Genomic DNA, 18,872 nt, shown 5'->3' on the forward strand with positions numbered 1-18,872 from the left:
ACGGAGCAGGGCGAGGCGGCCGTGGCCCAGATCGCCGCTGTCCGCCGAGAGGTCGCCGCCGAGTACTTCGGTCCGGTCAGCTCGGCCGAACGGGTGACACTGCTGCGTCTGCTGCACGTCGCGGAGGAGGCATACGAGCAGGCTCACCCGCACCACGGCCCGCACGGCCATCCGCACGCCGCCCCCGCGGCAGGCGGGTGACGGACGCGATCGCGATCCCGGAGATCACCAGCCCGGCCGCCGCGCCGGCGAGCGGGCTGAGCGCCTCCCCGCGCAGCAGCCAGGCCGAGGACATCCCGAAGACCGGCACCAGCAGCGAGAACGGCGCGACCACGGACGCGTCGTGACGCCGCAGCAGGTGACCCCAGAGCCCGAACCCGACCAGCGTCGCGCCCCACCCGACATAGAGCAACGAGCCCACTGCGCTCGGGCTGACCGTGGTCAGCGCGCGCAGGTCCGCCCGGGGGCCCTCGACGAGGAGCGACAGCGCCGCCAGCGGCACCGGCGGCACCACGCTGACCCAGACCATCCAGCGCAGCGCGTCCGGCGGCGCGGCCTTCCGGGTGATGATGTTGGAGAATCCGAACGCGGCCGCCGCCCCCACCACCAGGGCGAACGCACCGAGTGGCGCGGCCCCGCCGCGCGACGCCTGGTCCAACGCCGCCACGACCATGCCCGCGACGGCGACCCCGAGTCCCAGCAGCCGACGCGGAGCGATCCGCTCCCGCAGCAGCGTCGCGGCGAAGACCGCGGTGAAAACCGCCTGCCCCTGCTGGACGAGTGAGCTCAGCCCCGCCGGCATGCCGGCCTTCATTCCCTCGAAGAGCAGCCCGAACTGCACTGCCCCCAGTACCAGTCCGCCCGCCAGAACGTAGCGCCACGGCACGCCCGGTCGCCCGACCAGGAAGACGGCCGGCACCGCCGCGACCAGAAACCGGAGAGCGGTGAAAAGCAGCGGCGGGTAGTGGCTCAGCCCGGCGTCGATGGCGACGAAGTTGACGCCCCAGATGGCGGCGACGAGGACGGCGAGTCCGAAGTGGCGACCTGTCATGCTCCGAGGATCACCCGGCGCATCAGTTCAGCACCAGCAAACAGTTCTTCAGTGAACCATTCATAGATGCTGAACAGTGGAGGCCGGTGTCTTTATTGAGCCGACGGGCCGTCACATCACCCGCTTGCCATCAACAGTGGCAGCTGCCCTGTTTCTGGCAAATGATGCGGTTCATGACGCTTCGTTCGTTGGCGGCCGCCGGTGCGATGCTCGCCGTGCTGCTGACTGCGCCGCAGACCCAGGTCACCGCCTCCGGAGCGATCGACTCCACGGCGTTCGGCGGGGCCTCCCGCGTCGGCGCGATCTTCGGCTCCTCCGCCGCCCACCCCGACCACCACTTCTGCAGCGGCGCCGTCGTCGACAGCCCCACCCGCGACATCGTGGTGACGGCCGCCCACTGCGTCATCTCGCCCGGCACCGGCCACGCCCGGGGCGGCCTCACCTTCGTCCCCGGCTACCACGACGGACGGCGCCCCTTCGGCACCTGGTCGGTGGCCACGGTCGTCGCCGACAGCGGCTGGACCGCCCGCGGCAGCCAGAACTCCGACGTCGCCTTTCTGATCCTGCGTCCCGACGCGTCCGGACGCAGGATCCAGGACGCGGCAGGGGCGGAGGCCCTGGCCTTCAACCCGCGCCCCGGGACCCGCGCCGTGGCCATCGGCTACCCCAGCCGCACCGACCGCCCGGTCCACTGCGCCTCCCGCCTGCGGCGCTTCAACGCCCACCAGCTCGAGTTCGACTGCCCCGGCCTCCCCGGCGGCACCAGCGGGGGCCCCTTCCTCGTCGGCACCAGCTCCGACGCCCGCACCCGCGGCGCGGTCGCGGGTGTCATCGGCGGCTACGAGGAGGGCGGTGACACGGCCGACGTCTCGTACTCGCCCTACTTCGGCCCCTCGATCGCGGCGGTCTACCGGGCTGCGGTGGCACGCGGCTGACCACCCGCCGAGCCCGCCGTCCGCGGAACCGCGCGGCCCGGTGCACTCCGCCGCGGGTCATAAGCTGCCTGCATGATGGATCTGGGACGACTCCGCGCACTGCACGCCGTGGCCGTGCACGGCTCCGTCGGACGCGCGGCCGCGGCCCTGGGCTACACCCCGTCGGCCGTCTCCCAGCAGATCAGCAAGCTGGAACGGGAGACGCGGACCCCGCTGCTGGAGAAGCGCGGCCGCGGCGTCGTGCTGACCGACGCCGCGCAGGAGCTCGTGCGGACCGCGGGGACCGTGCTGGCGCTGGTGGAGCAGGCCGAGGTGGGGCTCGAGGCGCGCCGGGGGCAGGTGACCGGGCGGCTCTTCCTCGCGGCCTTCGCCACCGCGGCGCGCGGCCTGCTGCCGGCGGTCCTGGCCGATCTGACCGCCCGTTACCCGGATCTCGAGCTGCGGGTGTTGGAGAGCGACCCCTACCTCATGGCCGAGCTGGTCGCCCGCGGGGAGATCGACCTCGCGGTGGTCCAGGACTGGCCCAACACCCCCCTCGCCACGCCCGAGGGCGTCGCCCGCCGGCCCCTGGGCCAGGACGTGGTCGACGCCGTGCTGCCCGCCGACCATCCGCTCGCCGTGCGGGAGGTGCTCAGCGTCGGTGACCTCCTCGGGCAGACCTGGGTGAACACTCCCGCCGGCACCATCTGTCACGACTGGCTGATCCGCACCCTCAGGGAGGCCGGGGAGGAACCGGACACGCGCTTCCAGGCCACGGAGTTCGACACGCAGATCGCGCTGATCGCCGCCGGGCTCTGCCTCGGCCTGGTGCCGCGCCTCGGCCGCGCGCCGCTGCCGGAGGGGGTCGTCGCCCGGCCGATCGTGCCGGAGCCGACCCGGCGGGTCTCTGTGCTCTGGCGGGAGCACGCCTCGCGCCGCCCGGCGATCATCGCCGCGCTGGAGGCGCTGCGTCGGCACTGGCCGGAGCGCACGGCGGCCCCCGAACCGACGCTGATCGCCCAGCGCGGCTGAGCGGCCGCGCGCCGGCCCGCCTCGGCCCGCTTCGGCGTCGGTCAGCTGTTGGCGAGGCCGATGACCAGCCACATGAAGCCCGCTCCGGCGACTGTGCAGAACAGCGTCGAGCGCGAGGGGTGCGGGCTGTGCGCCTCGGGGAGGATGTCCGAGGTGGCCAGGTACATCAGGAAGCCGCCGAAGAAGCCCAGGTAGAGCCCGACGACATGTTCGGGGATGGTGAAGGCCAGGGTGACAGCCGCGCCGGCGACCGGGGCGATCGCGTCCAGTGCCAGCAGGAGCACCGCCCGCCGTGTGTCGTTGCCGTAGAGGCGGGTGATCGTGAAGGTGTTGTAGCCGTCCGCGAAGTCGTGGGCCAGTACGGCGACCGCCACCACCGCGCCGAAGCTGTTCCCGACCTGGAACGCCGCGCCGATCGCGAAGCCGTCCATCACGCTGTGCACGCAGAGCCCCGACGCGGCCGCGAGGCCGAGCTTCTGGCTCCTGCCGTCGGGGCCGACCGCCGCCATGACGCCGTGCCCGTGCCCGTGCCCGTGCGCGTGCCCGTGCCCCTGGCTCGGATCGTGGGTCCGCCCCTGGCTCCCGCCCTGCCCCGGGCCGTGCGAGGGGGTGTGGACGTGAGGGAGTCCGGCGTGCTCGTGAGCGGCGTACTCCCCCTCGTGCGCCCGGTGGATCGCCACCGAGCGCTCGGCTATGTGCAGCACCAGGAAGCCGAGGACGAACATCAGCAGTGCTTCCGGCACGCCCCACAGATGCTTCCCAGCCGCCTCGACCGCCTCGGGCAGCAGGTCGAAGGAGACGACCCCGAGCATCAGTCCGGCGGCCAGTCCGAGGAGCAGGTGCCGACGGTCGCCGAACCGCCCGGCGACGAGCCCGCCGAGGAGGGTCATCACGAAGGCTCCTGCGGCCACGAGTACCGGCATCGGCCCTCCCGAGGACGGGGACGGGGCGGGATCGAGGGAGGGGACGCGGACGACAGGCGAGGGCGGCGGCGCCCTGCCCAGTCGCCGCCGCCCTCTTTGCGGGCCCACCCTCGGCGCCCTCGGCACCATCCTCGCTGACGGCCCGTCCACCCGCGCGCCGAGTGCTCCGCACGGGCGACCGACCAGGACGACCGATCACGACCGGTCAGGGCGACCGGCGACCGCTGGCCGGCTCAACCCTCGTCGGCCTCGGAGTACACCTGCCACAACGAGGGGGCTCCCTGCGCGGCCCAGTCACGGCCGACCGCCGCCACGTCGAGCTCGCGCCCGCTCGCCAGCCGGACGAAGGGGCGCCCGTCCCGCAGCAGCTCCCAGCGCGCACCGGGGACCGACGCGATGATCACCGAGCCCAGGTAGAGCCCCGCGTCGTGCCCCAGCTCGGACGCCTCCTGCGGGTCGTCACGCCAGCGCGGCGGCAGCTGGTCCAGCGCGGAGAGCGACTCGGGGGCGTCGTCCAGCTCCAACCCCATGTCGGCGGCGCGGCCGCGCAGCAGTGCGCACTCGCCGAGCAGCTCCGCGAGGCTCGCGGGGTCTCCCACTCCCCCGGGATACCGCTCGGCCCGCGCCTCGGCGTCGTCCCTGCGCGGCCGCCAGCGATCCATGAAGGGGAAGCTCATGCCTCAAGGGTGACACCGGGGAGGCGCCCGGGCCCTGAAGGGCACGGGAAAGTTGCGGGCAGCCGGGGCCGGGCGGGGTGGAGCTCTCAGCCGCCGAGCTCCGCGCCGAGGTGCTCGCGGATCAGCGCGCGGAGCTCGCCGCCGTCGATGAGGCGCAGGCCCGGGTGCTCGGCAGCGGCCAGGACGGCCTGCGGGTGGAAGCTGCCGGTCGTGGCCCAGATGCCCGCCTCCGCCTGCTCCTCCGCCATCACCTCGGCGACGTTGCGGACCGCCTCCTCGCCGACCACCGCGGGGCGCCGCGCGAGGCAGACGACGTAGGGGTGGTCGGCGAAGCCCACGCCGTCGCCGTGGGCTATCGCGAGCAGGCCGTCGCGGCCGACGATGCGGGCGTCCCAGTCCGGCAGCCCCATCGCGGCGAACAGCTCCGCCGCGAGGCCCGCGAACTCGCCCGGCGAGAGCTCCTCCGGCAGCGGCGCGGTCGCGCTGCTGACGCCGAAGGGGGCGACGGGCGCGGGGGCGTAGGGGTCGGCGGTGATCCGGCAGGGCAGCTCCCGAAGCCGCGCCCACGCCTCCGCATGCTGGGTGGGGAGCAGCGTCCGCGCATACAGATCGTGGCGGCGCGCGTCCACGCTGAGCAGCGTCGTCTCCCCGGCCTCGGCGGTGACGACCCGTCCGTTCAGCACGACGCCGTCCAGGTGCGACTCGGTGTCGGCCGCGACCACGGCGTCCAGTGCGCGCAGCGCCAGGCGGGCGACCAGGAGAAGGTACCGCTCGACGCACTCCTCGCGCGGGCGCGGCACGGGCTCGACGCCGCCGTCGGAGTCGTCCGGCGAGACGCGGAAGGCCAGCGCGGGCGGGACGACGCCCACCCCGGGCAGAACCAGGTCGATGACGGCGGTCCGGGTCAGCGGGCGGTAGCCGACGCGGGCCGGGACCTCCAGGCCGGGCAGCCGTCCGGCCGCGGCCAGGGCGCGCTCCATCACCGACTCGACCGCGGCCGGCTCGCCGTCCTCGTAGGCGTGCCGGTACTCGACGAGGCGCTCGTTGTATGTCCGCACCGCGTCGGCGCGCTCGCGCTCCTCGCGCTCGTAGGCGAGCCTGACCTCCTCGGCGCGGTCGCGCAGCGTGCGCTCCTGCTCGCGGTACTCGCGCAGGGCGCGCTGGTGGGCGAGCCGGGCGGAGGCGAGGTTCTGCTGGTAGGCGGCGTCGAGCAGGGGCTGCCCGGAGCGGCCGACGGGCAGCTGGGCCGGGTCGGGCTCGAAGTCCGCCCAGCGCGGCGGCTCGGAGACGGCGGTCGGCGGCAGCGGGCGCGGCGCGTACTCGCGGCGCAGCGCCTCGAAGTCCACGGCGGGCGAGGGGTCGGCCGTCAGGTCCAGCAGTTCGTCCAGACGCTGCTCGGCGGCCTCCGCCACCTCGGTGTACTGCTGGGCCAGCACCGCCCGCCGATGCCCCGTCACTTCGCCGTCCCCTCCACCGCGCCGCCCACGCCACAAGGGACCAAGCATCTCATCGGCAAGTCCGTCCATGTCCCCGATATGCCACACCGCGCGAGCCCACGGGCCGTCAGCGGGCGGTCCTCCCTCGCTCACTTGTCGGCGCGGTACATCGCCAGCATCAGGTGCACCGGCACGCCGTCCGGGTCGTCGGGCTCAGCGGAGAGCTCGTCCATGAGCTGCCGGAACCGCGCCTGGTAGGCCTCGGCGCGGTCGGCGGCGAGCCGGAAGTCGGCGATCATCACCATGGGCCGCCGCCGCTCGTCGGCGTCGTCGAGGCGGACGCGCCCGGAGCGCAGCGCCTCGGCGAGCTCCCGCTCGAAAGAGATCAGCGCCGAGTTGACGAGTTCGAGCGCCGCGTCGCGCTCCTCGGTCTCACCGGCCGCTGTCGAGGCAAGAAATCCCTTGCTCAACTGGATCCGGCGCTGCGCGGCGGTGTAGCGCTGCTCCACGATGCCGGAGACGACCCGGGTCTCGGCGACGAGGATCAGCCCGGCCTCCTCCAGGTGCTTGAGGTGGCGGTAGAGCTTGGTCTGCGGCTCCTTCAGCTCGCGGGCGAGCTCCTTGGCCGTCCAGAACCGGTCGGCGGGCGCACCGGTCATCGTCTGGAGGATGCTGAGCCGGAGCGGGTCGGAGAGCGCCTTCAGCGTCTCCACGTCCTCCACGATGCGTACGTCCCGAACGTCGTCCATGGCCCCCATCTTGCCAGGCGCTCACCCATGCGCCATCATTCACGTCATAGTGAACGTCAGCGAATGCGAGAACGTTCACGCCATTCGACGGATCGGGGAGGGCCTGTCATGACCGCAAGCACCATCGACAGCAGCACGGGGCAGGGGACCGGAGCACCCGCGCCGCAGCCGACCGCCCTGCCTCCGCTGCGTCGCAACTGGCGCTTCCAGCTGCTCTGGCTCGGCTCCGCCTCCGCCCTCACCGGCATCACCGCCGCCGACGTCGCCTACCCCCTGGTCGTCCTGGCGCTCACCGGCTCCCCGGCGTGGGCCGGACTGTTCGGCGTGATCCAGGCCGCAGCCACGGTGCTGTGCGGCCTGCCCGCCGGAGTCCTGCTCGACCGCCGCGACCGCCGCCGCGTGCTGATCGCCGCCGAGACGCTGCGCGTCACGGCCACCGGCTCCGTCGTCCTGGCCGGCCTGGTCGGCGCACTGACGCTGCCTCACCTCCTGCTGGTCGCCGCCGTGCTCGGCGCGGCACAGCCCCTGGGCGGTGCGGCCCGCATGCTGCTGGTCCGGGCCGTCGTCGCCCCCGAGCAGCTGTCCGCCGCGCTGACCCAGGACGAACTCCGCGTCAGCCTCGCCGAGCTGGCCGGTCCGCCGCTGGGCGGATTCCTCTACGGCTTCGGCCGCGCGGTGCCGTTCGTCTTCAGCGCGCTCGGCTTCGCCGTCTCCCTGATCTGCGCCCTGATCGTGCGCCCGCTGCAGCCGACGGCCACCGATCCCGGCGCGTCGCTGCGCACCGTCTTCGACGGCGTCCGCTCGCTGTGGCAGGCGCCGACCCTGCGGCTGGCGCTGCTGCTGGTCACCGCGCTGAACGCGTGCGGCGCGCCGCTCAGCCTCGCCGTCATCTACCGCCTCCGCGAGCAGCACACCCCCGCCTGGGCGATCGGTGCGGCGCTCGCCGGCTCGGCGGTCGGCGGCCTGGCCGGCGCCGCGCTGGTCGGCTTCCTGCACCGGAGGTTCCGCCCCGGCACGCTGCTGATCGGCATCGTCGGTCTGGAGGCCCCGGTCTTCGCCGCGCTGGGGTTCGTGGACGGCCCCTGGGCGACGGGGGCGCTGCTGGTCGCGGGCATGCTCGGCATCCCCGCCCTCAGCGTGCTGCTGGACGTTCTGATCTTCCGCCAGGTCCCGGACGCCCAGCGGGGCCGCACCATCACCGCGACGATGACCGTGGTCGGCCTCGGCATCCCGCTCGGTAGCGGAGCCGTCGGCCTGCTGCTCCAGTTTCTCGGCGGTGCCGGCTGCATGCTCCTGCTCGCCGCCGTGCTCGCCCTGGCCGCCCTCCGCGCGGCGGCGGTGCCGGAGCTGCGCCGCGCGGTCTGGCCGTCGTCCGCCGCGTGACGGCGGCCTGAGGCTCGACCGAACGCGAGGGCCGGGCGCGGGCTATCGATCGAGGTCCGTGGGTAGTTCACCTGCGACGGACGGCTGTCGGAACGGGTGGCTGGATGATCGGCGATCTCTGGGTGCTGGTGACCTTGCTGGAGACCCCGGCCCGGAAGGGTGCCGAGGTCGACGAACCGCGCCTGCTCGCGCTGACCGAGGCGGACACCGCGGACGCGGACCGCGTGGACGGCCTGATCCCCGTCGACCGGGTCGAATGGGACGCGTGGCGCACCGCCGCCGCCGACTACCAGGCCGCCGTCGCGGAGGCCGCCCGCCTGCTGGCCCCCGCGGAGCACCGCGCGCAGCGGGCCGCGAGCCGCCTGCTCCCCGGCATCCGCCGCCGCGCCGGACAGGTGGCCGAGGACACGCTCGAGGCCGCCGTCGCCGAGTACGCCCGCGCCGTACGCGCGGCCACCACGGGCTACTGGCCGATCCACTGCGAGATCCGCCGCCGCCTCGACTCCCAAGCCGTCGCCCGTCGCTGGGCCGAGATCCGTACCCGCTTCGCCGGACGGGGCGCCGAACCCGTCTGGGGTTGGTCGCTGCGCGAGCTCGACCACGAGGGCCCCGCCGGGCTGGTGGAGCTGAGGGTGTTCCGCTGGGACGGCGATGCCCCCACGCCCACCGGCCCTGCCGACTTCGTCTCACCCGACCGCTTCGGCGCCCAGGAGCTCGATCGCGAACTGCTGCGCCTCCGCGCCGAGTGGACGGTCCGCCGCATCGTCTGGGACGAGCCCGCGCGCCTCCGGGTCGAACGGGAGAACGGCGGCGTCCCGTTCGCGCTGTGGTGGCGCGCGGTGACGGCCCGCGTCGACGCGGCGGAGAAGGTGGTCCCGCCTCGCTCGGGCGACGCCTCGTTCGCCGCGCCGCCCGCCGAGCCCGGTCGCCGCCGCATCGAGGTCCTGCAACTGCCCGAGTGAAGCCATGCGGCAGCGCCCGCCTCCGCTGTGTCGGAGGCGGGCGCTGCGCTGCACGGCGTCGGTTCGTTGCTGTGCTGCGTCGGTTCGTTGCCGTGGTGCGTCGGTTCGTTGCTGTGGTGCGTCGGCTCGTTGCTGTGCTGCGTCGGTTCGTTCGGCTCGGACAGGCCGTGTGCAGACCTGGACAGGCGCTAGCCGACCCTGGCCGTCTGCTCCTCCCCCACGAACGCACGCCACAGGCGGGCGTAGGCGCCGTCCGCGGCGAGGAGTTCGGCGTGGGTGCCGTCCTCGACGACGCGGCCGCGGTCCATGACCACCACCCGGTCGGCGCGGGCCGCCGTGCTGAGGCGGTGGGCGATGACCACCGTGGTGCGACGCTTGCCGCCGTGCCGGGCCAGGCGGTCCGCGGCGCGGTTGACCGCGGCCTCGGTGGCCAGGTCCAGCGCGGCCGTCGCCTCGTCGAGCAGCAGCAGGTCCGGGTCGACCAGCTCAGCGCGTGCGAGGGCGATCAGCTGTCGCTGACCGGCCGACAGGTTCCGGCCGCGCTCGCTGACCCGGTAGAGGTAGCCGCCGTCCAGCCGGGCGATCATCGCGTGCGCGCCGACGGCACGGGCCGCCGCCTCGACCTCGGCGTCGCTCGCCTCCGGGCGCCCGTAGGCGATCGCGTCCCGGATCGTCCCCGCGAAGAGGTACGCCTCCTGCGGGACGACGCCGAGGCGGTGCCGGTACCCGGCCAGGTCCATCTCCCGCACGTCCCGGCCGTCCACGCGGACCGCGCCCCCCGTGACGTCGTAGAACCGGGCCAGCAGCTTGACCAGGGTGGACTTGCCCGCGCCCGTCTCGCCGACGAGCGCGACGGTCTGACCGGCCGGGATGCGCAGGTCCACGCCGGTGATCGCCTCAGGCTTGCGCCCCGGCTTCGTCGCGGACGAGGCCACGATCCCGCTCGACGCGAACGCGGACGCGGCGGTCGTGCCGGACGGGCCGGCGTCGGACAGGTTCGCGTCGGCGCCGAGGGCGTTGTAGGCGAAGTGCACGCCGTCGAAGTGGATGTCGCCCGTCAGGCGTCCCACGGCCTCCGGCTGTGCCGCCTGCGGCGTGGAGGTCGGGGTGCGCAGCAGTTCGCGGATCCGGCTGAGGCCGACGGCGGCCTGCTGGTATCCGTCGAAGACCTGCGAGAGCTGCTGCACCGGCGAGAAGAACAGGTCGATGTAGAGCAGGTAGGCCACCAGCGCGCCGGTCGTCAGCGTTCCCGCGTTGACCCGGTTGGCGCCGACGATCAGCACCAGGGCCGCCGCGACGCTGGAGAGCATCTGCACGAACGGGAAGTAGAGCGATATGTACAGCTGCGCCCGAACCCGGGTGCGCCGGTAGTCGTCGCTGCGTTCGGCGAAGCGCGCGCGGTTGCGGTCCTCGCGCAGGAAGGCCTGCACGATCCGCATCCCCGCGACGTTCTCCTGCAGGTCGGCGTTGACGGTGCTGACCTTCTCCCGGCCGAGCTGGTAGATCTTCGACGACTTGGTGCGGAAGACCAGGGTGGCCAGGATCAGGACCGGCAGCACGGCGAAGACGTAGAGCGCGAGCCCCGCGTCGAGGACGAGCAGCACCACGAAGATGCCGAAGAACGTGAGCAGGCTGACCACCGCGGTGACGACGCCCGTCTGCAGGAAGGACGTCAGCGCGTCGACGTCGGTCGTCATGCGCGTCATGATCCGGCCGCCGAGCTCGCGCTCGTAGTAGTCGAGGCCGAGGCGCTGCAGGTGAGCGAAGATCTTCACCCGCAGCCCGTACAGCACCCGCTCCCCGGTGCGGCCGCTGACCTGCGTCTCGGCGGTCTGCACCGCCCAGTCCGCGAGGACCACCGCCAGAGCGATCAGCGACACCACGCCGACCGCGGCGGCCGCGCCCTTGCTGACGCCGTCGTCGATGCCGCGCCGGATCAGGATCGGCAGCACGAGCGAGGCGAGCGCGTCCAGCGTCACCAGGAGCAGGGCCAGCAGCAGCGGTCCTCGGAACGGCGCCAGCATCCGGCGCACGTTGAAGGAGGGGTCCGGCCTGCGGGCCTCGTCCAGCGGGACCGCCGGAGTCTCGTCGGCCGGCGGCAGCGCCGCGACCTTGGCCAGCAGCTCGGGCGTCGCGGCCATGGCGCCCATCGCCGCGTGCATGCCGCCGTGGCCGCCCATGTGCCCGCCGCCCGCGCCCGGGCGGTTGGCGGTCACCGGCGCGTCCGGGTCGGGATCGGGGTGACGCTCCCGGTCCCACAGCTCCGGTGTCACGCCGCCGACACGGACGGCGGCCTCCACCCGGTTGAGCCGCGCCCCGTTGACCTGCGCGTCGTTGACCTGCGCGTCGTTGAGCTGCGCGTCGTGGAGCTGCGTGTCCTTGAGCCGCGCGTCGTTGAGCTGCAAGGCGTCGAGTCCGGCGAGGTCGAGCTGCGCTTCGTCCAGCTCGATCGCGGCCGCGGCCTCCAGCAGCACGGCGTCGGCCGGGCGGACGTCGGTCAGCTCGTCGTCGGCCAGCTCGGCGGCCAGCAGCGAGTCGGTGAGGATCTGCGCCGCCGGATCGGCCTGGCGGATGTCCGCCGCCATGGCGTCCGGGTCGGTCAGCAGCGAGCGGTAGAGCGGGCAGCGGGCGTCGAGCTCCTCGTGGGTGCCGAGGTCGACCAGACGGCCCTGGTCCAGCACGCCGATGCGGTCGGCCAGCTGCAGCGTCGACCGCCGGTGCGCGACCAGCAGCGTCGTACGGCCGGCCATCACCGACCGCAGCGCCTCGTGGATCTCCGCCTCCACCTGCGCGTCGACGGCGGAGGTCGCGTCGTCGAGCAGCAGGATGTGCGGGTCGGCCAGGATCGCCCGGGCGAGGGCGACGCGCTGACGCTGACCGCCGGAGAGCGTCAGCCCCTGCTCGCCGACCACGGTGTCGTAGCCGTCGGGCAGCTCCCGGATGAAGCCGTCGGCCTGCGCGGCGCGGGCGGCGGCGACCACCTCGTCCTCGGTCGCGTCGGGGCGGCCGTAGGCGATGTTGGTGCGCACGGACTCGGAGAAGAGGAAGCTGTCCTCCGGCACGATGCCGATGGCGGCACGGAGCGACCGCATCGTGAGGTCCCGCACGTCGTGGCCGTGCACCCGGACCGTGCCGGCGGTCGCGTCGTAGAAGCGCGGCACGAGCATGCCGACCGTGGACTTACCGGAGCCCGAGGCCCCGACGAGGGCCACGGTCTCACCTGCGCGCACGCTCAGGTTCAGCCCCCGCAGCACCGGCTCGGACGAGGAGGCGTAGGCGAAGTCGACGTCCTCGAAGGAGACGGCGGGCAGGCTCGACCCCGCCCCCGCCGGGCCGTCCAGGCCTTCCGCGCGCTCGAGCTGCGTGAGCTCGTCCAGTTCGAGGTCGATCGCGGAGGCGCTCTCGGTGATCACCGGCCGCTCGTCGATCAGCTGCAGGACGCGCTCCACGCTGGCGCGCGCCTGCTGCCCGACCGTCAGCAGCATGGTGAGCATGCGGACCGGGCCGGTCATCTGGGCGACGTAGGTGGAGAAGGCGACGAAGGTACCCAGCGTCACCTCGCCGCGCACGGCCAGCCAGCCGCCGAGGGCCAGCACCGCGACCTGGGCCAGCGCCGGGATCGCCTGCATCGCGGGGCTGTAGCGAGCGCTGAGCCGGATGCCGCGCAGGCGCTTGGCGTAGAGGCGGCGACTGGCGGACTCGAGGCGGCCGAGCTCCTGCTCCTCCTGGCCGAAGCCCTTGACGACGCGGACACCGGAGACCGCACCGTCCACGACGCCGGCCACCCGGCCGGCCTCCTGCTGGGCGGACCAGGTCGCGGGGAAGAGCCGCTTGCGGCTGAGCGACGCGAACCACCACAGCGCCGGGGCCATCGCCAACGCGATCAGCGTCAGCAGCGGCGACAGGAAGAACATCACCACGATGGAGAGCAGGAACATCAGCACGTTGCCGGTCATCATCGGCAGCATGCTGAGCAGCCCGACGATCATCTGCAGGTCCGAGGTGGCGCGGCCGACGACCTGGCCGGTGTCGAGCCCGTCCTGCTTGACGCCGTCGAGCCGGGTCAGCGAGTCGAACAGGTCCTGGCGCATGTCGTGCTGGACGTCCATGGCCAGACGTCCGCCCCAGTAGCGGCGGATCATGGTCAACAGGAAGACCGCGACCGCGGCGGCGACCAGCGCGATCGCCCACGGGGCCAGCGCGCTGCGGTGGGTGGTGATGACGTCGTCGATGATGTGGCGCGGGATCAGCGGCACGAGGGCGCTGATCGCCATGCCGAGCAGTGAGGCGCCGAACGACAGAAGGACATTGGTGCGGTAGCGCCAGGCATACCCGCTCAGCCGACGCACCCAACCGGACCGGCGCTCCGCGCCGGAGCCGGTGGAGGGGGCCGAGACTTCCCCCGGAGACTTATGAGCCTGAGACATATTTAGCGATACTAATCTTCTCGTCGGTCAGCTGTCCATGCCGCTTTAGGGGCTTACCCTCTCCCACTCGTGTCACCAGCCACCCCAGCCATAGACCCGCTCGACCGGGATGCGCACGACGAGCCGCCGATCGGCCACCATGGCCGCCCGGTACTCGTCCCAGTCCGGATGCTCACCGGCGATCCGCCGGTAGACGTCGACCAGCTCGTCGACGGTCGCGTCGTCGGCCTCGGCCGCGACGGGGGTGAGCCGCGCCGTCCCCTCGACGACGGCGTAACCGCCGAAGTCGGGACGGGTCACGTACAGGCTCACCCGGGCGTCCCGTCGCAGGTTGGCCACCTTCGCGCGGTCCGCCGTCGTGGAGAATCGGATCACTCCCCGGTCGCCCTCACCGCCCTCACCGCCCTCGGCACCGTCGCCCGGACCGGGCGCGAAGGTGATGCTGACATTGGAGAGCTGCGGCCGGCCGTCCCGCTTGAGGGTGACCACCGCCCCGGTCTGCGACCGCGCCACCAGATCCAGCAGATCCTTGTTCGCCATCGTGCGTCCTCCCGTGCGCCTGATGATGCCCTCTGGGCACAGCACCAGACTGCCGCCGGGTGTTCCCGTCGCGCACCGGCCGACGGTCGCGATCGGAGCTCCGCGATGGTCGTAGGTCCTAGGGCGGAGCCACTGCCCGCCGGCGGCCGCCCCTACCGCCCGGCCTGCTCCGCGGCCGCCGCGCCGAGGGCGCCGAGGGCGAGTCGGTGCAGCAGCGCGGCCATCGCCGCACGCCCGTCCGGGTGACCGGCGACGGACGGGCCGGCGGCGGCGCTGTGCGGCGTGGAGTTCAGCAGCCCGAACACGGCGTGGACGGCCGGACGCGCCTCCTCGCCCAGCCCGGGGAACACGTCGCTGGCGACGCCGACCCACAGCTCGACGTACTGGCGCTGCAGGCTGCGGACCTGGCGGCGCTCCCGGTCCGGCAGGTTGAGCAGCTCCCGGTCGTGCAGGGTGATCAGTGCGCTCTCGTCCAGGGCGAAGTCGATGTGGCACTGGAGCAGCGACTCCAGCGCCTCGCGCGGATCGGTCGATGCGTCGACCCGCCGCCGCCCCTGCTCCAGCAGTCGCTCGCTGATGCCGATCAGCAGGTCCGCCAGCATCGCGTCCTTGCCGGCGAAGTGCCGGTACAGGCCCGGCCCGCTGATGCCGACGGCCCTGCCGATCTCGTCCACGCCCACGCCGAGGAAGCCCCGCTCGGCGAAGAGACGAGCCGCCTCCCGGCGGATCTGTGCCCGCCTCGGGTTCTCCGGCACGCCGCCCGTGGAACCCATGGACGCGGCAGGACCCGAACCGCCACCGGAGGCGCCGGTCGACGTTCCGGCCGACGTCGCGGTCGCCGCGCCGGAGGGACTCGAAGGCTTGACCATTGGGCCATCGTAGACAGACCTGTTAGGCGGCGTTAACCTGAGGCGTATAAGTTAACGCTCGTTCACAGGAGCAAAGGAGCTCTCGGCGATGGCACCCGCTCCACTCCCCACCGGCTTTCCCCCGAGCCCACAGGCCCGGGCCGCCGCTCCGCGGCTGGACAGCACGGTGGATCCCACCTCGGCCTCCTACCGGAGCAACGCCGAGGGACACCAGGCCCTGGCCGACGAACTGCGGGCCAAGCTGGCCGCAGCCGCGGCGGGCGGCGGAGCGCGCGCCCGCGAACGCCACACCTCCCGCGGCAAGCTGCTGCCGCGCGACCGCGTCGACACGCTGCTCGACGCCGGCTCGCCCTTCCTCGAGCTCGCCCCGCTGGCAGCCGACGGGCTCTACAACGGGGACGCCCCCGCCGCCGGCGTGATCGCCGGCATCGGGCGGGTGGCCGGCCGTGAGGTGGTCGTCGTCGCGAACGACGCCACCGTCAAGGGCGGCACCTACTACCCGATGACGGTCAAGAAGCACCTGCGCGCGCAGGAGGTGGCCCTCGACAACCGGCTGCCCTGCGTCTATCTCGTCGACTCGGGAGGCGCCTTCCTGCCGATGCAGGACGAGGTCTTCCCCGACCGGGACCACTTCGGCCGGATCTTCTACAACCAGGCGAGGCTGTCGGCCGCCGGCGTCCCCCAGCTGGCCGCCGTGCTGGGGTCGTGCACCGCGGGCGGCGCGTACGTGCCGGCCATGAGCGACCAGGCCGTCATCGTCCGCAACCAGGGGACGATCTTCCTCGGCGGCCCGCCGCTGGTGAAGGCCGCCACCGGCGAGGTCGTCACCGCCGAGGAGTTGGGCGGCGGCGAGCTGCACTCCCGCACCTCCGGCGTCACCGACCACCTGGCCGAGAACGACACGCACGCGCTCTCGATCCTGCGCACCATCGTCGGCGAGCTCGGCCCCCGCGCGCCGCGGCCGTGGACCGTCGAGCCGTCCGAGGAGCCCGCCGTCGACCCGGCGACCCTCTACGGCGCGGTGCCCGTCGACTCGCGCACCCCCTACGACGTGCGCGAGGTCATCGCCCGCGTCGTCGACGGCAGCCGCTTCGCCGAGTTCAAGGCGGAGTACGGCCCGACGCTGGTCACCGGCTTCGCCCGGATCCAGGGCCACCCCGTCGGGATCGTCGCCAACAACGGCATCCTGTTCGCCGAGTCCGCGCTCAAGGGCGCGCACTTCATCGAGCTCTGCGACCAGCGCGGCATCCCGCTGCTGTTCCTCCAGAACATCTCCGGCTTCATGGTCGGCCAGAAGTACGAGGCCGGCGGCATCGCCAAGCACGGCGCCAAGATGGTGACCGCCGTGGCCACCACCCGGGTGCCGAAGCTGACCGTCGTCATCGGCGGCTCCTACGGCGCGGGCAACTACTCGATGTGCGGGCGGGCCTACTCCCCTCGCTTCCTGTGGATGTGGCCGAACGCCAAGATCTCCGTCATGGGCGGCGAGCAGGCCGCCTCGGTGCTGGCGACGGTGCGTCGCGACCAGATGGAGGCCCGCGGCGAGGACTGGCCGACCGAGGCGGAGGAGGAGTTCCGCCGCCCGGTACGCGAGCAGTACGACCGTCAGGGCAGCGCCTACTACGCGACGGCCCGCCTGTGGGACGACGGCGTGATCGACCCGCTGGACACCCGCACCGTGCTCGGCCTGGCGCTGAGCGCCTGCGCCAACGCGCCCCTGCCCGAGCCGCGCCCCTACGGCGTCTTCCGCATGTGACATGACGAGAGGTCACCTCCAGTGCCTATGTTCGAAAGTGTTCTGGTGGCCAACCGCGGCGAGATCGCGGTCCGGGTCATCCGCACGCTGAAGCGGCTCGGTGTCCGCTCCGTCGCCGTGCACAGCGCCGCCGACGCCTCCGCGCCGCACGTGCTCGCCGCGGACACCGCCGTCCTGATCGACAGTTACCTCGACGGCACCGAACTGGTCGCCGCCGCCAAGCGCGCCGGGGCCGTGGCCGTCCACCCCGGCTACGGCTTCCTCGCGGAGAACACGGGCTTCGCCCGTGCCTGCGCCGAGGCCGGCCTGGTCTTCATCGGGCCGCCCGCCGAGGCGATCGAGCTGATGGGCGACAAGATCAACGCCAAGGAGGCCGTCAAGGCCGCCGGCGTGCCCGTCGTCCCGGGCAGCAGCGGCGACGACCTCGACGACGACGCCCTGATCGCGGCCGCGGCCGAGATCGGCTTCCCGGTGCTGCTCAAGCCGTCCGCCGGTGGCGGCGGCAAGGGGATGCGCCTCGTCCGTCAGGCCGACCGGCTGGCCGAGGAGATCGCCGCCGCGAGGCGCGAGGCCCGCACCTCTTTCGGCGACGACACCCTCCTGCTGGAGCGGTGGATCGACCGCCCCCGTCACATCGAGATCCAGATCCTCGCCGACGCCCACGGCAACGTCATCCACCTGGGCGAGCGTGAGTGCAGCCTCCAGCGGCGCCACCAGAAGCTGATCGAGGAAGCCCCCTCCGTGCTCCTCGACGAGGCCACGCGCGCCGAGATGGGCGCGGCGGCCGTCCGTGCGGCGAAGTCCTGCGGCTACACGGGCGCGGGCACCGTCGAATTCATCGTTCCCGGCAGCGATCCCTCCTCCCACTTCTTCATGGAGATGAACACCAGGCTCCAGGTGGAGCACCCGGTGACCGAGCTGGTCACCGGCCTGGACCTGGTGGAGTGGCAGCTCCGCGTGGCCGCGGGCGAGACACTCCCGTTCGCCCAGGCCGACGTCACCCTCACCGGGCACGCCATCGAAGCGCGGATCTGCGCCGAGGACCCGAGCCGCGGGTTCCTGCCCTCCGGCGGGCAGGTCCTGCTGCTCCAGGAACCCGAGGGGGAGGGGGTCCGGGTGGACTCCGGACTGGCCCCCGGGCTGGTCGTCGGCAGCACCTACGACCCCATGGTGTCCAAGGTCATCGCCTACGGCCCGGACCGGGACACCGCCCTGCGCCGGCTGCGCGCCGCCCTTGCGGAGACGGTCGTCCTCGGGGTCGTCACCAACGCCGGCTACCTGCGCCGGCTCATCTCTCATCCCGATGTCGTCGCCGGGCGTCTCGACACCGGTCTGGTCGAGCGCCATCCGGAGCTGACGCTAGTCCCGAGCGGCGACAACGGCCAAGCGGGCACCACCCAGCCTGTGGACAACTTCCCGCTGCTGGCCGCCGCGCTGCTGCGGCAGCTGGCTCTCACGCCCGCCCCGGCCGCCGACGGCTCGGGCTGGACCGACCCGTTCGCCCGGCCCAGCGGCTGGCGGATCGGCGGCACGCCCGCGTGGACCAAGCACCACCTGCGGCTCCCCGGCGCCGACCCGGTGGTCGTCCTGGTCCGTCCGCGGCACGGTGCGGAGACCCCCGCGGTCGCCGCCGAGCGAGGCTCGTTCGGCGCCTTCGAGGCCAGGATCGGGGACGGCGAGATCCTGCGGGCCGAGGCCCGCGCGCAGCTGACCGTCGGAGCCGGCCGACTGGCCGTCACCGTCGACGGAGTGACCCGCGGCTTCGCCTGCGGCGTGGAGGGGGCCGCGCAGGGCGACGGCACCGTCTGGCTCTCCCAGGACGGCGACAGCTGGGCCTGCCACGTCCACGACCCGCTCGCCGAGCTCGCCCTCGGCGGAGCCGGCGCCCACGGCGGCTCGCTCACCGCGCCCATGCCCGGCACCGTGACACTCGTCAAGGCCTCCGTCGGCGAGCCGGTGAAGCGCGGTCAGGCCGTGCTGGTGCTGGAGGCGATGAAGATGGAGCACGTCATCACCGCGCCGCACGACGGCACGGTGGCGCAGCTCAAAGTCGTCCCCGGTGGCACCGTGGCCATGGACGACCTGCTCGCGGTGATCGCCCCCGTGGCCGACCCGACCGGCGGGACCGGCGAGACCGCGGAATCCTGAGGAGT

Annotated in this window: 14 protein-coding genes; 6 read left to right on the forward strand and 8 right to left on the reverse strand. The window is 73.4% G+C overall.

The annotated features are described in order from the left end of the window. Positions 1-76 precede the first annotated feature (76 nt). Positions 77-1,051, reverse strand: a complete 975-nt coding sequence (locus TR48_RS15960; RefSeq protein WP_042367456.1) for an EamA family transporter — start codon at positions 1,049-1,051, stop codon at positions 77-79. 173 nt (positions 1,052-1,224) lie between these two features. On the opposite strand from TR48_RS15960, the gene TR48_RS15965 reads away from it, so the two are divergent. Continuing rightward, positions 1,225-1,986 (forward strand): trypsin-like serine peptidase, encoded by a 762-nt coding sequence (locus TR48_RS15965; protein ID WP_052442705.1) that lies wholly within the window; start codon positions 1,225-1,227, stop codon positions 1,984-1,986. 72 nt (positions 1,987-2,058) lie between these two features. Next, on the forward strand, positions 2,059-2,997 hold the full coding sequence (locus tag TR48_RS15970; protein WP_042367458.1) for a LysR family transcriptional regulator: 939 nt from the start codon (positions 2,059-2,061) through the stop codon (positions 2,995-2,997). A 41-nt stretch (positions 2,998-3,038) separates the two neighbouring features. Here the strand turns inward: TR48_RS15970 and TR48_RS15975 are convergent, their stop codons facing one another. From TR48_RS15975 to TR48_RS15990, 4 genes are all read right to left on the reverse strand, one after another. After that, on the reverse strand, positions 3,039-3,920 hold the full coding sequence (locus TR48_RS15975) for a ZIP family metal transporter (protein WP_042367460.1): 882 nt from the start codon (positions 3,918-3,920) through the stop codon (positions 3,039-3,041). Between the two features lie 233 nt (positions 3,921-4,153). Beyond that, positions 4,154-4,597, reverse strand: a complete 444-nt coding sequence (locus TR48_RS15980; protein ID WP_042367461.1) for a DUF6278 family protein — start codon at positions 4,595-4,597, stop codon at positions 4,154-4,156. Positions 4,598-4,683: 86 nt separating this feature from the next. Further along, the gene (locus tag TR48_RS15985; RefSeq protein WP_152627992.1) at positions 4,684-6,054 is read right to left on the reverse strand and encodes a restriction endonuclease; all 1,371 of its coding nucleotides are present in this window, start codon (positions 6,052-6,054) and stop codon (positions 4,684-4,686) included. 128 nt (positions 6,055-6,182) lie between these two features. Further along, complete coding sequence (locus TR48_RS15990; protein ID WP_042367466.1) at positions 6,183-6,782, reverse strand: winged helix-turn-helix domain-containing protein; 600 nt, start codon at positions 6,780-6,782, stop codon at positions 6,183-6,185. Positions 6,783-6,890: 108 nt separating this feature from the next. On the opposite strand from TR48_RS15990, the gene TR48_RS15995 reads away from it, so the two are divergent. Both TR48_RS15995 and TR48_RS16000 read left to right on the forward strand, forming a co-directional pair. After that, on the forward strand, positions 6,891-8,165 hold the full coding sequence (locus TR48_RS15995; RefSeq protein WP_052442706.1) for an MFS transporter: 1,275 nt from the start codon (positions 6,891-6,893) through the stop codon (positions 8,163-8,165). 104 nt (positions 8,166-8,269) lie between these two features. Then, a complete protein-coding gene (locus TR48_RS16000) occupies positions 8,270-9,127 on the forward strand; it encodes a hypothetical protein (RefSeq protein ID WP_042367467.1) in 858 nt (285 codons plus the stop codon). 188 nt (positions 9,128-9,315) lie between these two features. Here TR48_RS16000 and TR48_RS16005 read toward each other — a convergent pair whose 3' ends face one another. From TR48_RS16005 to TR48_RS16015, 3 genes are all read right to left on the reverse strand, one after another. Further along, the gene (locus TR48_RS16005; RefSeq protein WP_042367469.1) at positions 9,316-13,554 is read right to left on the reverse strand and encodes an ABC transporter ATP-binding protein; all 4,239 of its coding nucleotides are present in this window, start codon (positions 13,552-13,554) and stop codon (positions 9,316-9,318) included. Between the two features lie 72 nt (positions 13,555-13,626). After that, positions 13,627-14,094 (reverse strand): PPOX class F420-dependent oxidoreductase, encoded by a 468-nt coding sequence (locus tag TR48_RS16010; RefSeq protein ID WP_042367470.1) that lies wholly within the window; start codon positions 14,092-14,094, stop codon positions 13,627-13,629. A gap of 152 nt (positions 14,095-14,246) precedes the next feature. Continuing rightward, positions 14,247-14,867, reverse strand: a complete 621-nt coding sequence (locus TR48_RS16015) for an SACE_7040 family transcriptional regulator (protein WP_042367472.1) — start codon at positions 14,865-14,867, stop codon at positions 14,247-14,249. A gap of 184 nt (positions 14,868-15,051) precedes the next feature. On the opposite strand from TR48_RS16015, the gene TR48_RS16020 reads away from it, so the two are divergent. Together TR48_RS16020 and TR48_RS16025 are read left to right on the forward strand one after the other, a co-directional pair. Further along, positions 15,052-16,719: a carboxyl transferase domain-containing protein gene (locus tag TR48_RS16020; protein WP_042367474.1), complete on the forward strand. Its 1,668-nt coding sequence runs from the start codon at positions 15,052-15,054 to the stop codon at positions 16,717-16,719. 27 nt (positions 16,720-16,746) lie between these two features. Beyond that, positions 16,747-18,867 carry an ATP-binding protein gene (locus TR48_RS16025; protein WP_042367476.1) on the forward strand — a complete coding sequence of 707 codons (2,121 nt, stop codon included), beginning with the start codon at positions 16,747-16,749 and terminating at the stop codon, positions 18,865-18,867. The last annotated feature ends 5 nt before the right edge of the window (positions 18,868-18,872 follow it).

Origin of the sequence: Streptacidiphilus neutrinimicus, assembly GCF_000787815.1 — a bacterium.
GTDB classification, from domain to species: Bacteria; Actinomycetota; Actinomycetes; order Streptomycetales; family Streptomycetaceae; genus Streptacidiphilus; species Streptacidiphilus neutrinimicus.

Bases quoted from the DNA above. Each gene is read 5' to 3' on its own strand.
- TR48_RS15960 (WP_042367456.1), bottom strand. From the start codon at position 1,051: ATGACAGGTCGCCACTTCGGACTCGCCGTCCTCGTCGCCGCCATCTGG.
- TR48_RS15965 (WP_052442705.1), top strand. From the start codon at position 1,225: ATGACGCTTCGTTCGTTGGCGGCCGCCGGTGCGATGCTCGCCGTGCTG.
- TR48_RS15970 (WP_042367458.1), top strand. From the start codon at position 2,059: ATGATGGATCTGGGACGACTCCGCGCACTGCACGCCGTGGCCGTGCAC.
- TR48_RS15975 (WP_042367460.1), bottom strand. From the start codon at position 3,920: ATGCCGGTACTCGTGGCCGCAGGAGCCTTCGTGATGACCCTCCTCGGC.
- TR48_RS15980 (WP_042367461.1), bottom strand. From the start codon at position 4,597: ATGAGCTTCCCCTTCATGGATCGCTGGCGGCCGCGCAGGGACGACGCC.
- TR48_RS15990 (WP_042367466.1), bottom strand. From the start codon at position 6,782: ATGGACGACGTTCGGGACGTACGCATCGTGGAGGACGTGGAGACGCTG.
- TR48_RS15995 (WP_052442706.1), top strand. From the start codon at position 6,891: ATGACCGCAAGCACCATCGACAGCAGCACGGGGCAGGGGACCGGAGCA.
- TR48_RS16000 (WP_042367467.1), top strand. From the start codon at position 8,270: ATGATCGGCGATCTCTGGGTGCTGGTGACCTTGCTGGAGACCCCGGCC.
- TR48_RS16005 (WP_042367469.1), bottom strand. From the start codon at position 13,554: ATGTCTCAGGCTCATAAGTCTCCGGGGGAAGTCTCGGCCCCCTCCACC.
- TR48_RS16010 (WP_042367470.1), bottom strand. From the start codon at position 14,094: ATGGCGAACAAGGATCTGCTGGATCTGGTGGCGCGGTCGCAGACCGGG.
- TR48_RS16015 (WP_042367472.1), bottom strand. From the start codon at position 14,867: ATGGGTTCCACGGGCGGCGTGCCGGAGAACCCGAGGCGGGCACAGATC.
- TR48_RS16020 (WP_042367474.1), top strand. From the start codon at position 15,052: ATGGCACCCGCTCCACTCCCCACCGGCTTTCCCCCGAGCCCACAGGCC.
- TR48_RS16025 (WP_042367476.1), top strand. From the start codon at position 16,747: ATGTTCGAAAGTGTTCTGGTGGCCAACCGCGGCGAGATCGCGGTCCGG.